Source organism: Lysinibacillus phoenicis, from assembly GCF_047238325.1.
Lineage (GTDB): Bacteria > Bacillota > Bacilli > Bacillales_A > Planococcaceae > Lysinibacillus > Lysinibacillus irui.
The window spans coordinates 980,625-994,687 of record NZ_JBDFMP010000002.1 but is presented as its reverse complement, the minus strand read 5'-3'; the positions used below and the strand labels follow the sequence as shown (position 1 = coordinate 994,687).

Below are 14,063 nucleotides of genomic sequence, written 5' to 3'. Positions count from 1 at the left end.
CTATAGCCAGCCTTTTTCACGTGCTACCTGAGCGGCCTGCTGTCTAGATTCGACCTGTAGCTTTTGAATAGAGGTTGATAAATAATTGCGAATGGTGCCTTTTGTTAAAAATAATCGTTTACTAATTTCATTTGTCGTTAAGCCTTCTTGAACAAGTTGTAGTACGGCAATTTCGCGTTCATTTAAAGGGTTATGCTCTTTCATAAATAAGGTAGCGGCTAAATCCTTGCTGACTACCTTTTCTCCTTGCATGATTTTCCGAATTGTAGCGATTAAATAATCAATGGGTTCATCTTTTAGTAGATAGCCGTGAACCTCACAGTCCATCGCTTTTTGTAAATAGCCCGGGCGTGCAAAGGTTGTGACAATCATGACTTTGCAGGGGAGGTTAGCCTGTTTAATTTTTTCTGCAAGCTCCAATCCTGACAAATGAGGCATTTCTATATCTACGACACAAACATCAGGTAGCTCCTGTTTAATGTAGTCCCATGCTTTTTGACCATCTGACACTTCTGCAATTACTTCAATATCTGGTTCAAAAGATAAGAGCGATGTTAAGGCACCCCGTAGCATTTGTTGGTCCTCAGCTAGTAATACACGTATCATGTTAGAGGCTCCTTTCCATCTTGAATGGGTATGGTTAGTACCACACTTGTACCTGTAGGTGTGTTATTTTCAACCGTGGCCGAGCCCTGAAGAACTTGCATTCTTTCTTTCATTGAATGGATGCCATTGCCAAGCCCTTTCTGCGATAAACCAATTCCATCGTCTTTCATCTCTAGCGTATACAGTCCATTGTGACAATGGATTGTCATGTGGCATTTTTTTGCCTCACTATGCTTGAGGAGATTTGTCGTAGCTTCTCGTACACATAAAGCAAGCATCGTTTCCTCCACGCTAGAAAGGACGATTGTAGGGCATTGATTGTGTAGCGTTGTTGTAATATTCGCGCTTTGTAATAGTTGCTGGCAGTGTATTAACTCGGTCTGTAATGATACAAAATTCATATCAGATACGAGCTCTCGTACTTGTTTTAGGGCGGTACGAGTAGTGGCTAGTATCTCATTTAATTCTTGTTTGACACTTGAAGGATCTCGGTCGATTAGTTTAGTCGTTAGCTCTGTTTTGATTTTAATCATCGTCAGCGTATGACCAATCGTGTCATGGAGATCTCTAGCAATTCGCTGTCGTTCCTCTTGTTGAACGAGCTGCGTATTGACATCAGCCAATTCAGATTGTAGGTTTTTCGACTTTTCTACAAAATAAATAAGGACAGGAAACACCATTTGAATAATCATCATTGGTGCTAGTACCTGTGATTCAACTGTTACTAGCGAATCTGTAGTAAGTTTCATGACGCCTAAAAACATGACAGCTATACCAAGCATCCCAATCGCGATATGCCATTTCGATTTGGCTCTTCCTAATAAATCGGCAAAGGTAAATCCGAAAATCAGCATAAAGATGTCCTCATATATACCGAGGATAGTAATAAGGAGGAAGGCTACAAGTGAAGCTACAAGCAACCTCCAATCTCGATGCCATAAAGCTATATAGAAAGCACCGAGATATAAGCCTAAAATCGATATTCGAGCTGCCAAAGGGAGAGCTGAATGAGACCATAACACCATCGTTATTAAAACAATCAAGGACATCACATCGATGATTAAATAATGCTTTATTTGTTCTCTAGGATAAATTTTTATTTCATACACCATCCTTTGTTGCGTATTACTGTGTCATCGCTTGAATGGTTTTTTTACGAATCCACTCCATCGGGCCCATATGAAAGCGCTGCTGCCAAAATGACGCTAACATGAGCTGTAGGCAAGATAGGGCTAGCCAAATACTGATAATAACAATGCTATTTAATTGACCTCCTAAGCCAAGCCCCCAGCCATAAAAAATGATAGAAGCCAGCACGTTTTGTAGGACATAACAGCTCAAAGACATCTTGCCAACTTGTGCAAAACATTGCCACAGCCAATCCAGTCTCTTATATTCTACCAGTTTACCTAAAATACCAATATAGCCAATTGATAGAATAGGAGCACATAAATAGCGAACAGGTAAATCAAACAGTCCACCAGGAACAAATAACAGTAAATTTAACGGTAGGCCAATATATATACCGATTTTAAAGAGCTTTTGACGAGCTTGACGTCCTTTGTCATGTTGCGAAAATACCTCATTGCGCATGAATTTCACACCAAGTAAAAATAAAAAGACATTCATTGGGATAATAAAAATGGCTTCTGTTCGATAAAATAAAAAATTCGTCAGACGATGTTGAACTTGTGCAAGCCATGTGCCCTGTTCATATAGAGCAGCCACAGTTTCCATACCATTGAAGGAAATAATTGTACCCTGTAGGCTACTAATGAAAATCAATAGAATCATAAGGACATGAAAGCTACCAAACAGATAGAAAGCCCATGTCATCACTTTGTCACCTAATCGGATTAGGAAGGCAACTATGAAAGCTGTCACTGCGTAGCTCATTAAAATATCGTATTCCATGACAAGTGTATAATGCAGCAATCCTTCCAAACCTAAAAATACAATTGTCCAAAGATAGACGCCCGGCCAAGCATTTCCTCTTCGTAGAGCTTGTTGGTATTTTAATTGTAAGCCTACCCCAAACATAATGGTTAACAGTCCAAGGAGCTTCCCATTGACGAAAAATAGGACGACCATTCGTAAAAAGTCATTGAAGGACCACCAACCAGAATAATTACTCGTTGTGATATACGATAAATCTCCTAGATAAGCAAAAATCCAAATATTTGTGCCAAGTGTTCCTAAGACAGCAAAGCCTCTTAACATATCGATAAAGGGGAGTCGTTGTTGTGTTTGCATAAGTTCAATCACTCTTTCTTTTGTTTTCTTATGTTTTAAGAATAAGAAATTATAAAGAGAAAACCTATTCACAGCAGTCAAAGAATCTAGATGACAGGTGTCATAAAATTGCTGTAACGGCAAAAAAACCAGCAACATTAGAAGCTGGCTCATTTATTTTGTACATGAATAAATACGATAGTCCAAATATTTTCCGTATTTTTCGTTCATCGTCATATGCTCATCCATTACATCTAGTAATTCGGGTTCAATATGTTGGGAAAAATGAAATTCGTGCTGAGACGAGATGGATTTATTTTTTTGTATTCGAATATTGTGAAACCCAGCTTGCTGCAATAATGTGACCCAATCCTTTTTCGTAAGAAGAGATTCAAATCCATAAAACTGCTGGATTTCTTGAGCTAGTTGGGAGGGAAGTGTTGCAGGAAGGGTGAATTCAATGGCAATAAAGCGGCCCCCTTTTTTTAATAAACGAAAAATCTCTTGTAAAGCCCGTTGTTGATTGACAAAGGCCAGAACCGATTCGGCAAGAATGAAGTCAAAAGACTCTTTTTCAATTGAGGTTTGCTCAATCGAGCCTTCTATAAGGTTGACAGCTAAATGAGTTTTTTGCATTCGTTGTCTAGCTTTTTCGATCATAAGAGGATGAACATCGATGCCCGTGACATTTGCCTGATAGAAGGAAGCTAAATAAGCAGCAGTTTGCCCTGTGCCACACCCCACATCTAAAATGTCTACACCTCGCTGGATATTCTCATGTTCAAAAAGTGCTTTTGATAGATTAATGCCCCCAGGATGTGCACCTCCGATACCAAATTTAGCTAAAAATTGGAGATAATTAGAGCTTTGAATAATAAACACCTTCTTTTTTCTTATAGTATGACAAGAAAACTAGTAAGGTGACGTCCATATAGTAGTGTCTTACGAAATATATTATTTTTAACACTTCTTCAAATGTCTAATTCATCCTTAAAATTCGCACATATACTATCTTGAAGCTTTCAGATAGGGGGTGTATAAATGCCATATTTCCATCCAAATGCTAGAAGGGGATCATATCCGCCGAGCAATAGACAATATTTTGGCCCACCTTTTCGAGGTAGATCCATACAACAACCTTACTATTCTCCTAACCAACAATCACAAGGTTTAAGATTAGGGAATTTGCCTGATCATTTAAATACGATTATGGGGCACGCTGGGACGATTACGAATGGAGTCAATATGTTAAGGCAGATGGGGTCATTACTAAGTTTATTTAAATAAAAGCTAAAAACCCTCTTAAGAGAAGGATCTTAAGAGGGTACATAAAAGTGTTTAATTGACTTGGACAAGTTGCTTTTCAATAATAGAACGATTTTTTTCTTTAAATAGCTCATTATGAGAGGAGACCATACCATGACGATAGGCTGATGGCTCTAAATAAGTCTTAATCGAGTTAACGGCATTAGCCGCATCCTGGAATGTCCCAAGTAGTAAATTAATTTTTCCTTCAAACGATAAAATATCTCCTGCTGCAAAAATGCCAGGCTGTGCCGTCTCTCCAGTTGCTCTTCCTTCTACATAATAATCATCCTTTTTAGGAACAGCAATGGCCTCATCAAATGTGAGGGATGCTTCACAATTATAGCCGTGGCTTACGATCACCTCATCGATTTGACGAATATAGCTTTGTTTAGTTGTCGTGTTTTCACATGTCACTAATTGAATAGCCGTTTTATTAGCATTGGCAGTAAGCTTTGTAATAGTTGTATTACACTCAATGTGTACACCAGCATCCAGTGCTTCCTGTACAGTTGCTTCATGTGCAGATAACTTCTCTTTACGGTAAACAACGGTCACACTTTTGGCAATCGGGCTTAATTCAACAGCCCAATCAATGGCCGCATTGCCACCACCTGAAATCAAGATATCCTTATCAACAAAGCGTTTATAGGATTGTACAGTATAATGTAAATTCGCCATTTCGTATTTTTCAGCACCTTCAAGTGTTAGCTTTTGTGGATTGATAATGCCACCTCCTACAGCTAACAGCACTGTTCTCGAATAATGCTTTTCACCCGTCGCTGTATGTATGATAAATAGATCATCCTGGCGTTCAATAAAGTCTACCTTTGTGTTAGTCAAAATCGTAGGATCAAACGTTTTTGCTTGCTCGATTAACTGTTTAGCAAACTGCTCGCCTAACACAGGAGGGTGTCCGCCAATATCCCAAATCAACTTTTCAGGATACAGTAATACTTTTCCACCTAACTGTGGTTGGCTTTCCAATAATTTTGTTTTTAATCCACGTAAACCACTATAAAAGGCACTATATAAGCCAGCAGGGCCTCCGCCAATAATTGTCACATCGTATATAGGTTGCATTTTTATTGCCACATCCTTAATGAATAGTAAAAAAGTAATTGACAAAATCTTATCGGAAAACTAGACTAATTCTAGTGATAATGATTATCATTTTTAACTATGAATATCATAGCATGGAAATAAGTAAAAAGAAAGTGAGGGTCCGTTTTGCGTTTAGAAGTTGACTCGATACGTGTTGGTTATGAGAGCAAAACCATTGTGCATGACTTATCATTGCAAATTCCAGATGGCAAAATTACGACGATTATTGGTTCAAACGGTTGTGGAAAATCAACGTTATTAAAGGCCATTACGCGTATTTTAAAGCATGAGAGTGGGCAGGTCATATTAGATGGTCAAACGATTTCCAAGATGAAAACGAAAGAATTGGCTAAAGAGCTCGCAATTCTACCACAGAGTCCGGAAAGTGCACATGGTTTAACAGTGGAAGAGCTAGTATCCTATGGTCGATTTCCTTATCAAAAGGGCTTTGGGAATTTATCTCAAAAGGATAAAGAGGTAATCGATTGGGCTCTACAGGTGACCAAAACAACAGACTTCCGTTTACAATCTGTGGATGCTCTATCCGGTGGACAGCGTCAGCGTGTGTGGATTGCGATGGCATTAGCTCAGGAGACTGACATTATTTTTTTAGATGAACCCACAACCTATTTAGATATGGCGCATCAGCTTGAGGTTTTAGAGCTGCTATATAAGCTCAATGAAGAACAAGGACGTACCATTGTCATGGTCCTCCATGATTTAAATCAAGCGGCACGTTTTTCAGATTATATTGTAGCGCTTTCACAAGGTGAGCTGGTGAAATTCGGAACTGCAGAAGAAGTGATGGTTCCAGAAGTATTGAAAAAAGTATTTAATATTGATGCGGTCATTGGCAAGGATCCACGAACAAATAAACCAATGTGCATTACATATGACTTATTACAAACGGTATAAAAGGAGAAGGACAATGAAAAAGTGGCTATTACCTATGTTCATGATGCTTGTATTAGTACTTGCAGCGTGTGGCAATAAAGAAGAGAAAACAGAGAAGGCAGATGAAGGCTCAAAAGAAGCAACGTCAGCAGAAACAATTACCTATCAATCAGAGACAGGTCCTGTGGAAGTACCAGCAAATCCTAAACGAGTAGTGGTATTATCGTCATTTGTAGGGGATTTATTACAGCTTGATGTAAATGTTGTAGGTGTGGATGCTTGGGCAGCGAAAAATCCAAACTTCGAAGATGCTATTAAAGATGCAGTGGTTGTTGAAAATACAGATATAGAAAAAATTCTTGAGCTAGAGCCTGATTTAATTATTGGCTTAAGTGGAATTGAAAATGCTGATAAACTATCAGAAATTGCGCCGACAGTGTTATTTACGTATGGCAAAGTAGATTATCTTCAACAGTTTATTGAAATAGGGAAAGTTGTAAATAAAGAAAAAGAAGCAACGGCATGGGTAGAAGATTTTAAAGCACGTGCGTCTGAAACTGGTAAAAAAATTAAAGAAAAAATCGGTGAAGATGCAACTGTCACAGTGGCAGAAAACTTTAATAAACAGTTTTATATTTACGGTGATAATTGGGGTCGTGGAACAGAAATCCTTTATCAAGAAATGGGCTTAAAGATGCCTGAAAAAGTAAAAGAAACTGCTCTAGAGCCAGGCTACTATGCGATTTCTCAAGAAGTATTAGGGGACTATGCAGGGGACTATGTCATCTTTAGTATGTTCCAAGATCAAGATAATTCCTTCACTGATGCTGCGTGGTTTAAAGATTTAGAAGCAGTGAAAAATGGTCAATTATTTGAAGTGAATGCCAATGCCTTTTACTTCAATGATCCTATTACATTAGAGTATCAGTTAAAGTTCTTTGAAGAGAAATTTTTACAATAATTGAGTAGAGAGTAGCGAAGGCAAATGACAAAGTTTCGAAAGCTTCCATTTTGGCTTCAGGTATTGCTTGCTTTGACCGTATTATTTGGTACGGCCGGTATCTCGTTGTGCTTAGGGGCAGCGAATACGAGTATTCAAGATGTCTTTCAAGCAATTGTCGGACAAAGTGGTGGTAAACATTACACGATTTTACGAGAAATTCGCTTTCCTCGTATCATTGCAGCTATTTTTGTTGGTAGTGCACTCGCTGTCGCTGGAGCAATTATGCAAGGGGTTACACGAAATCCATTAGCTGATCCAGGGCTGCTTGGTTTAACGGCAGGGGCCAATGCTGCCCTTGCCTTAACGATGGCATTTATTCCGAAATTCTCATATTATACGTTAATTTTAGCCTGCTTTGTTGGAGCTGGAATTGGCATGATGATAGTTTATGGGGTGGGTGCTTCTACTAAAAAAGGCTTTTCACCATTGAAGCTTGTGCTAGCGGGCGCGGCTGTAACGGCATTATTACAAGCAATCGCTGAAGGGACAGGCATTTTATTTCAAATTTCCAAGGATGTATCCATGTGGACAAGTGGCGGATTCATTGGCACAACATGGCAGGCATTATTAATCGTACCTGTCATTGTGATTGGTTTACTGCTAGCGTTTGCTTTTAGTCGCCAATTAACGATTTTAAGTTTAAATGAAGAGGTAGCAGTGGGCGTTGGGCAAAATACAACGATGATTAAAGGTATAATGATGTTTGTAGTGGTCATACTTGCAGGCTCAGCGGTGGCACTCGTTGGGAATCTAGCATTTGTTGGCTTAATGGTGCCGCATATGGTTCGTGCATTTGTAGGAACCGACTATCGTTTTGTCTTACCGATGAGCGCTATTGTTGGCGGCTGGTTTATGGTGACAGCTGATTTTGCAGGGCGTATGATTAACGCACCATATGAAACACCAGTTGTGGCGATTATTTCAATTATTGGTCTACCATTCTTCCTACTTTTAGTGCGGAAGGGAGGACGCCAATTTGTTTAAAGACGGTCGTAAAAAACAGCGCAAATGGTTAATCCTTTGGCTGATTGTTACTCTGTTTATTTTTGTTATGGGCATATCATTAGGTGCTGCTTCTGTATCCATTGATCGTATTATTCCAACCTTGCTCGGCGATGGAAGTTTTAAAGAGTCCTTCGTGCTATTTTCGGTCCGCTTACCAAGAATGTTTGTGCTAGCTGCTGCAGGCATGGCGTTAGCTTTAGCAGGCGCTGTGTTGCAGGGCGTTACTCGCAATGATTTAGCGGATCCAGGAATGATTGGGATTAGTGCGGGTGCAGGAGTTGGGATTACTATATTTTATTTATTAGTGAAGGGGGATCTCCCTCACTTTGCTTATGTCTTACCTGCTGTAGGCTTTTGCAGTGCCTTATTAACAGCCCTATCGATTTACTTTTTCTCCTATCAGCGCAATAAGGGTGTGCATCCCGTGCAGTTTATTTTAGTGGGGGTAGGGGTCGCTTCAGCTCTATCAGGAGTCATGATGGTATTAATCTCCTCAGCCGAGCGTAGTGATGTACAATTTATTGCACAATGGCTAGCCGGTAATGTATGGGGCACGGATTGGCCATTTTTCTGGGCATTAGTACCTTGGCTTGTGCTAGGTATTCCTTATATTTTTTACAAGGCCAATGTCTTGAATGTCTTGGCTATGACAGAGCAAACAGCGGTAGGCCTCGGCATGAATATAGGGCGAGAACGTTTGCGATTATTAATTGTCGCGGTTGCGTTAGCGGCTGCTGCGGTATCGATAACAGGTGGTGTAGCCTTCATTGGTTTGATGGCCCCCCATATTGCCAAACAACTCGTTGGCCCACGCTATCAATTCTTTTTACCACTAACATTACTTATTGGAGCGAGCTTGCTTATGCTGGCTGATACGATTGGACGTGTTGCCATCGCCAGCGCAACTGTCCCTGCTGGTATTGTCGTGGCATTTATTGGTGCACCTTATTTCTTATATTTATTGCGGAAGAATGTCTAGAAAAGTATGAATCAAAATTAAGTGATGCTCGAAAGAAAAGACTTTTGTTCTAGCGAAAATAGGGAAATATTTATTTTAAACATTCTATATAACAAGTTTTTAGGAACCTCATTCGTTGAGGTTCTTTTTTTATATAATCATGGCAGGAGGTGATTAGATGATTTTATTAGCACGTCAAACATCAGAGACGCAAAAGATGCTAGAGGCACTTATACAAAGACTTCCTGTATCCCATAGTGAATATACGTTTTATTGTGAGCATTTAAGGCGTCTACAGGTAGGATTCGCTGGTGAACAGCTCGTTGATGCAAAATGGCTTGAACTAGACTTACCATCCCCCCACTATTTTCTCCATGACTTTCAAACAATGAATGACTTTGGTTCTACCCATCAAATGGACACCATCTTTCTCTGTCCTCACTTTGTCCTCATCCTAGAAATCAAAAATATTACAGGCAAACTTTCATACGATGCTTCATTCGCTCAATTAACACGTACGACCGCAGATGGTACAGTCGAAGGCATGACGGATCCATTTCTTCAGCTGGAACGGCATGTAGTATGGATGAAAAAACTAGTACAGAAGGAACGGATTGATTTACCAGTTTTGCATGCGGTGGTATTGGCAACGAGAAATGGTATTTTGACAAAGGGATTTGAGGGGCTGCCTATCTTTCATGTGGCAGGGTTACGATTTAATTTACAAAAATGGATGGAGCGGCATCAACCTAGAGTAAGAGTAGACCTTTTGCGATTCGCCAACCTTTTATTATCCCTGCAAACAAAGTTGAAAAAAGAGGTAGAGGTACCGCTCAAGGAAATGACGAAAGGTGTGTTATGTCCACAATGTGTTAATGGTCAGCGATTATCGTATCACTATAAAAAATGGACATGCCCACGCTGTGGATTGGTGGACGATGATGCATTGGTTCGAACATTAGAGGACTACAGGTTACTAGTCGGGCAGCAGCTGACCAATCGAAGTTTTCGGGAATTCTTTGCCATTGCATCCCCCAACCTTGCATACAAGTTGTTGCAACAACTCCCATTGAAAGCGGAGGGTGTCAAAAAGCATCGAAAATATTGGATTATGGAATAGAGAGCTAAGAGCTACAATTCAAGCGGTCTGAATTGTAGCTTTTGGTGTTGTAGAGGGGAATGGCGCTTGAAATAGGTTGCTAGAGAGCGGAGAAAGTGGAGGATACGCATGAAGTAGGTGGATAGAATGCTGAAAGTGACGGATAAGGTTGAGAAAGTAGCGGATAGAACGCGCGAAGTGAAGGATAGAGCGGAGAAAGTGGCGGATACGCGTGAAGTGGGTGGATAGAATGCTGAAAGTGACGGATAAGGTTGAGAAAGTAGCGGATAGAACACGCGAAGTGAAGGATAGAGCGGGGGAAGTGGAGGATACGCGTGAAGTGGGTGGATAGAAAGCAAAAAGTGGCGGATAAGAAGGAGAAAGTAGCGGATAGAGCGGGGGAAGTGGAGGATACGCGTGAAGTGGGTGGATAGAAAGCTGAAAGTGACGGATAAGAAGGAGAAAGTAGCGGATAGACCGCGCGAAGTGGTGGATGGAGCGGAGAAAGTGGAGGATACGCGTGAAGTGGGTGGATAGGATGCTCAAAGTGACGGATAAGAAGGAGAAAGTAGCGGATAGACCGCGCGAAGTGGTGGATAGAGCGGGGAAAGTGGAGGATACGCATGAAGCAGGTGGATAGAACGCGCGAAGTGAAGGATAGAGCGGAGAAAGTGGGGAATACGCGTGAAGTGGGTGGATAGAAAGCTGAAAGTGACGGATAAGGTTGAGAAAGTAGCGGATAGAACGCGCGAAGTGGTGGATAGAGCAGAGAAAGTGGGGGATACGCATGAAGCAGGTGGATAGAAGGAAAAAAGTGACGGATAAGAAGGAGAAAGTAGGGGATAGACCGCACGAAGTGAAGGATAGAGCGGGGAAAGTGGAGGATACGCATGAAGCAGCTGGATAGAAGGAAAAAAGTGAAGGATAGAGAGTTAAAAGTAGCGGATAGACCGCGCGAAGTGGTGGATAGAGCGGAGAAAGTGGCGGATAGGCAGAGAGAAGTGAGAGGATAGGATGCTGAAAGTGAAGGATAGAGCAATAAAAGTGAAGGATACCTCTCTCAAAACCACACATCCCAGGCTAATAGCACATACCCCAAGAGCGACGTTTCGCTTATTTCCTACTAGACAAATAGAGTTTTTAGGTATATAGTTAGCTAGGCTAACTAATTTAAAAGGAAGTGATGTTGTGACGATTGAGCAGGAGTTTTTTAATCAGTATCGTTTAATGTATAGGCCTTTTATTAATCAGCTGAATGTGCAGCTTGAGCCTTATCAGTTATATAGTTCGCAGTGGGCTGTACTGCGTTTTTTGAAAGATAGAGGTCCACATTCATTTGTAGATATCGCTACTTTTATGTCGATCGAGAAGCCGAGTGTGACGAAGCTTGTGCATAAGCTTGTGGAGTTAGGCTATGTGGAGACAGTAGCGGGCAAGGATAAGCGTGAGAAGCTTGTCCATTTATCGGCGCATGGTGATGAGCTGGTGCAGGAGATTAAGTTGCATTTGAGTCCGTTTTTTGAGCAGGCCCTAGCAGGTGTGCCAGAGCAAGAGATTGAAATTGCGACCAAGGTTTTAGCAAGAATTTGTATGAATATCAATCAATAGGAGAGAGTAACGTGGAAGCAACCAGAAAGAAACTATGGACAAAGGATTTTTTAATTGTCTCACTTATTAATTTTACCATTACGTTAATCTTTTATTTATTAATGGTTACGATTGCGGCTTATGCTGTGGAGCATTTTAATGCTTCGACAAGTACAGCAGGGCTTGTTTCGAGTATTTTTATTATCGGGACACTGATAGGACGTCTTGGTACAGGACGTATTATTGGTGATTGGGGTAGTAAAAAAACATTATTTTGTGGATTACTATTATTTATGTTGTCCACGATGTCTTACTTTATAGCAGGTAATTTGCCATTGCTGATGTTAAATCGTCTAGTGCAGGGGATTGCCCTTGGTATCGCTAGTACAGCAACAGGGACGATTATTGCGCAAATTTTACCACCTGAGCGACGTGGTGAAGGGATTGGTTATTATAGCTTAAGTGCGATTTTAGCTACAGCTATTGGACCATTTATTGGTATTTTATTAACACAGCTTTTTAAAGATTATCGTATGATTTTTGCCGTGGATTCCGTTTTAGCTATTATTTGCTTTTTTATGTATTTTATCGTGACAGTGCCAGATGCACCGAAGAAAGTGAAGGATTCAGCTGTGAAGGCTGGCTTTAAGGTGACAAACTTTATTGAGATGCGTGCTGTGCCTATCGCCTTTGTTGCACTTGTGATTGGCTTTGCCTATTCAGGTGTTATGTCCTTTATGACCTTTTATGCTAAAGAGTTAAATCTTGTATCAGCCGGTAGTTATTTCTTTATTATTTATGCCATTGTGATTTTGGCTACACGTCCATTTACAGGAAAACTACTTGATACAAGAGGAGCCAATATCATTATTTACCCATGCTTAGTTATTTTTGCTATCGGTATGTATGCTTTTAGCTCAGCGACGACTACGATGGCTCTTTTAATTGCTGCTGCATGTATTGGTATTGGTTATGGTAACTTCAACTCCGTTGCACAGGCCATTGCGATCAAAGTAACACCTAATGAGCGTTTAGGACTTGCTACTTCGACTTATTTTATATTTTACGATTTCGGTTTAGGCGTCGGGCCTTATTTCTTAGGATTATTTGTTCCCTCTATGGGCTATAGCGCCATTTTCTTTTCAATGGTATTTGTCATTTTAGTATCGATTGTGCTTTATTATTTCTTACATGGGAAACATGAGAAAATCAAACAAGCGAATATTTCGTAGATTAGAATCATTATATTGTAGAAAAAACGTCTTTTTTCTAGTTGGTTGTGTAGATCAACTGAAAAATGACGTTTTTTTCTTTTTCAAAAAAAATATATTGCAATGGAGGATGATAATCATTATCATCACAATATAAAACTAATTCGGAAGTAGGAACGAAGGATGAAAAATAAATCATTATTGTCAGTTTTAGTAGCAGGAGGCATTCTAATGGCTGGCTGTGGCGATACAGAAGAAGTAAAAAAAGAGGACAAGCCGGCAACAGAGCAGTCAGAGCAAGCGACACAAGCAGTCGATTTAACTAATGAACTAACTGCCTATCAACAATTTGCGTTAGAGCAAATGGATCAATTTTTACTAGAAACAGAGAAATTTGTGAACTTATTCAAGGCTGGCGATATTGAAGGCGCAAAAGCAGCGTATGCACCAGCACGTATGTACTTTGAGCGCTCTGAGCCAATCGCAGAAAGCTTTGGAGACCTAGATCCACGTATTGATGGACGTTTAGCAGATATCAAAGACGAAGGCAAGGGCGAGGAAGAATGGTCTGGCTACCATAAGCTTGAGTATGCATTATGGGAAGAAAATACAACAAAAGGCTATGAAGCTGTAGCAGATCAGCTACTTGCAGATGCGAAGGAATTGCACGCTCTTGTGCAAACAGTTGAAGTGACGCCGGATTTAATGATAACAGGTGCAGTAGACTTATTAAATGAAGTATCGACATCTAAAATTACAGGTGAGGAAGAAATTTATTCCCATACAGACCTTTATGATTTTAAAGCGAATATTGAAGGGGCAGAAAAAATCTTTGATATTCTACGCTCAAAATTAGAAGCAAAAGATGAAAAATTAGTGGCCACACTTGATGAAAAATTTAAGGCAGTGGACGATTTATTAGCACAGCATGCAACGGCTAATGGTGGCTATGTGTCATTCGAGGAATTAACAGAGGACAACACAAAAGCACTTGCGGCAGCTGTTAATCAGCTTGGAGAACCATTAAGTCAAATGGGGATCATTTTGGAGTGAACATAA

Annotated in this window: 15 protein-coding genes; 10 read left to right on the top strand and 5 right to left on the bottom strand. The window is 40.3% G+C overall.

Going from position 1 to position 14,063, the window contains the following annotated elements; genetic code table 11:
* The 4 genes from ABC382_RS06495 to ABC382_RS06480 form a co-directional block, all read right to left on the bottom strand.
* Complete coding sequence (locus tag ABC382_RS06495) at nt 1-606, bottom strand: response regulator transcription factor (protein ID WP_412926672.1); 606 nt, start codon at nt 604-606, stop codon at nt 1-3.
* Entirely contained in the window at nt 603-1,718 is a 1,116-nt protein-coding gene (locus ABC382_RS06490) for a sensor histidine kinase (RefSeq protein ID WP_274796686.1), read from the bottom strand. Before ABC382_RS06490 ends, ABC382_RS06495 begins: the two co-directional genes overlap by 4 nt.
* 13 nt (nt 1,719-1,731) lie before the next feature.
* The gene (locus ABC382_RS06485) at nt 1,732-2,859 is read right to left on the bottom strand and encodes a DUF418 domain-containing protein (RefSeq protein ID WP_274796687.1); all 1,128 of its coding nucleotides are present in this window, start codon (nt 2,857-2,859) and stop codon (nt 1,732-1,734) included.
* A 153-nt stretch (nt 2,860-3,012) separates the two neighbouring features.
* Nucleotides 3,013-3,720, bottom strand: a complete 708-nt coding sequence (locus ABC382_RS06480) for a class I SAM-dependent methyltransferase (protein WP_322612025.1) — start codon at nt 3,718-3,720, stop codon at nt 3,013-3,015.
* 159 nt (nt 3,721-3,879) lie between these two features.
* On the opposite strand from ABC382_RS06480, the gene ABC382_RS06475 reads away from it, so the two are divergent.
* Nucleotides 3,880-4,125: a hypothetical protein gene (locus tag ABC382_RS06475; RefSeq protein WP_274796689.1), complete on the top strand. Its 246-nt coding sequence runs from the start codon at nt 3,880-3,882 to the stop codon at nt 4,123-4,125.
* A 51-nt stretch (nt 4,126-4,176) separates the two neighbouring features.
* Here the strand turns inward: ABC382_RS06475 and ABC382_RS06470 are convergent, their stop codons facing one another.
* Nucleotides 4,177-5,226: an NAD(P)/FAD-dependent oxidoreductase gene (locus ABC382_RS06470; RefSeq protein ID WP_274796690.1), complete on the bottom strand. Its 1,050-nt coding sequence runs from the start codon at nt 5,224-5,226 to the stop codon at nt 4,177-4,179.
* A 147-nt stretch (nt 5,227-5,373) separates the two neighbouring features.
* Here ABC382_RS06470 and ABC382_RS06465 point away from each other — a divergent pair, with 147 nt between their 5' ends.
* The 9 genes from ABC382_RS06465 to efeO all read left to right on the top strand — a co-directional run bounded on the left by ABC382_RS06465 (nt 5,374) and on the right by efeO (nt 14,057).
* Complete coding sequence (locus tag ABC382_RS06465) at nt 5,374-6,162, top strand: ABC transporter ATP-binding protein (RefSeq protein ID WP_274796691.1); 789 nt, start codon at nt 5,374-5,376, stop codon at nt 6,160-6,162.
* A gap of 13 nt (nt 6,163-6,175) precedes the next feature.
* Nucleotides 6,176-7,102 (top strand): iron-hydroxamate ABC transporter substrate-binding protein, encoded by a 927-nt coding sequence (locus tag ABC382_RS06460; protein ID WP_274796694.1) that lies wholly within the window; start codon nt 6,176-6,178, stop codon nt 7,100-7,102.
* A 24-nt stretch (nt 7,103-7,126) separates the two neighbouring features.
* Nucleotides 7,127-8,128: a FecCD family ABC transporter permease gene (locus ABC382_RS06455; RefSeq protein ID WP_274796695.1), complete on the top strand. Its 1,002-nt coding sequence runs from the start codon at nt 7,127-7,129 to the stop codon at nt 8,126-8,128.
* The gene (locus ABC382_RS06450) at nt 8,121-9,128 is read left to right on the top strand and encodes a FecCD family ABC transporter permease (RefSeq protein WP_274796696.1); all 1,008 of its coding nucleotides are present in this window, start codon (nt 8,121-8,123) and stop codon (nt 9,126-9,128) included. Before ABC382_RS06455 ends, ABC382_RS06450 begins: the two co-directional genes overlap by 8 nt.
* Nucleotides 9,129-9,285: 157 nt before the next feature.
* Entirely contained in the window at nt 9,286-10,227 is a 942-nt protein-coding gene (locus ABC382_RS06445; RefSeq protein ID WP_412926671.1) for an NERD domain-containing protein, read from the top strand.
* 869 nt (nt 10,228-11,096) lie between these two features.
* Nucleotides 11,097-11,219 (top strand): hypothetical protein, encoded by a 123-nt coding sequence (locus tag ABC382_RS06440; RefSeq protein ID WP_412926670.1) that lies wholly within the window; start codon nt 11,097-11,099, stop codon nt 11,217-11,219.
* A 175-nt stretch (nt 11,220-11,394) separates the two neighbouring features.
* On the top strand, nt 11,395-11,814 hold the full coding sequence (locus ABC382_RS06435; RefSeq protein WP_322611777.1) for a MarR family winged helix-turn-helix transcriptional regulator: 420 nt from the start codon (nt 11,395-11,397) through the stop codon (nt 11,812-11,814).
* Nucleotides 11,815-11,825: 11 nt separating this feature from the next.
* Nucleotides 11,826-13,025, top strand: coding sequence for an MFS transporter (locus ABC382_RS06430; RefSeq protein ID WP_412926669.1), 1,200 nt, complete (start codon nt 11,826-11,828; stop codon nt 13,023-13,025).
* 162 nt (nt 13,026-13,187) lie between these two features.
* On the top strand, nt 13,188-14,057 hold the full coding sequence (gene efeO, locus ABC382_RS06425; protein WP_322611775.1) for an iron uptake system protein EfeO: 870 nt from the start codon (nt 13,188-13,190) through the stop codon (nt 14,055-14,057).
* Nucleotides 14,058-14,063 lie beyond the last annotated feature (6 nt).

What these genes read in the sequence shown, in the direction of transcription:
- ABC382_RS06440 (WP_412926670.1), top strand. Translation starts at nt 11,097, where the DNA reads ATGAAGCAGCTGGATAGAAGGAAAAAAGTGAAGGATAGAGAGTTAAAA.
- ABC382_RS06475 (WP_274796689.1), top strand. Translation starts at nt 3,880, where the DNA reads ATGCCATATTTCCATCCAAATGCTAGAAGGGGATCATATCCGCCGAGC.
- ABC382_RS06495 (WP_412926672.1), bottom strand. Translation starts at nt 606, where the DNA reads ATGATACGTGTATTACTAGCTGAGGACCAACAAATGCTACGGGGTGCC.
- ABC382_RS06485 (WP_274796687.1), bottom strand. Translation starts at nt 2,859, where the DNA reads ATGCAAACACAACAACGACTCCCCTTTATCGATATGTTAAGAGGCTTT.
- ABC382_RS06490 (WP_274796686.1), bottom strand. Translation starts at nt 1,718, where the DNA reads ATGGTGTATGAAATAAAAATTTATCCTAGAGAACAAATAAAGCATTAT.
- ABC382_RS06460 (WP_274796694.1), top strand. Translation starts at nt 6,176, where the DNA reads ATGAAAAAGTGGCTATTACCTATGTTCATGATGCTTGTATTAGTACTT.
- efeO (WP_322611775.1), top strand. Translation starts at nt 13,188, where the DNA reads ATGAAAAATAAATCATTATTGTCAGTTTTAGTAGCAGGAGGCATTCTA.
- ABC382_RS06455 (WP_274796695.1), top strand. Translation starts at nt 7,127, where the DNA reads ATGACAAAGTTTCGAAAGCTTCCATTTTGGCTTCAGGTATTGCTTGCT.
- ABC382_RS06445 (WP_412926671.1), top strand. Translation starts at nt 9,286, where the DNA reads ATGATTTTATTAGCACGTCAAACATCAGAGACGCAAAAGATGCTAGAG.
- ABC382_RS06470 (WP_274796690.1), bottom strand. Translation starts at nt 5,226, where the DNA reads ATGCAACCTATATACGATGTGACAATTATTGGCGGAGGCCCTGCTGGC.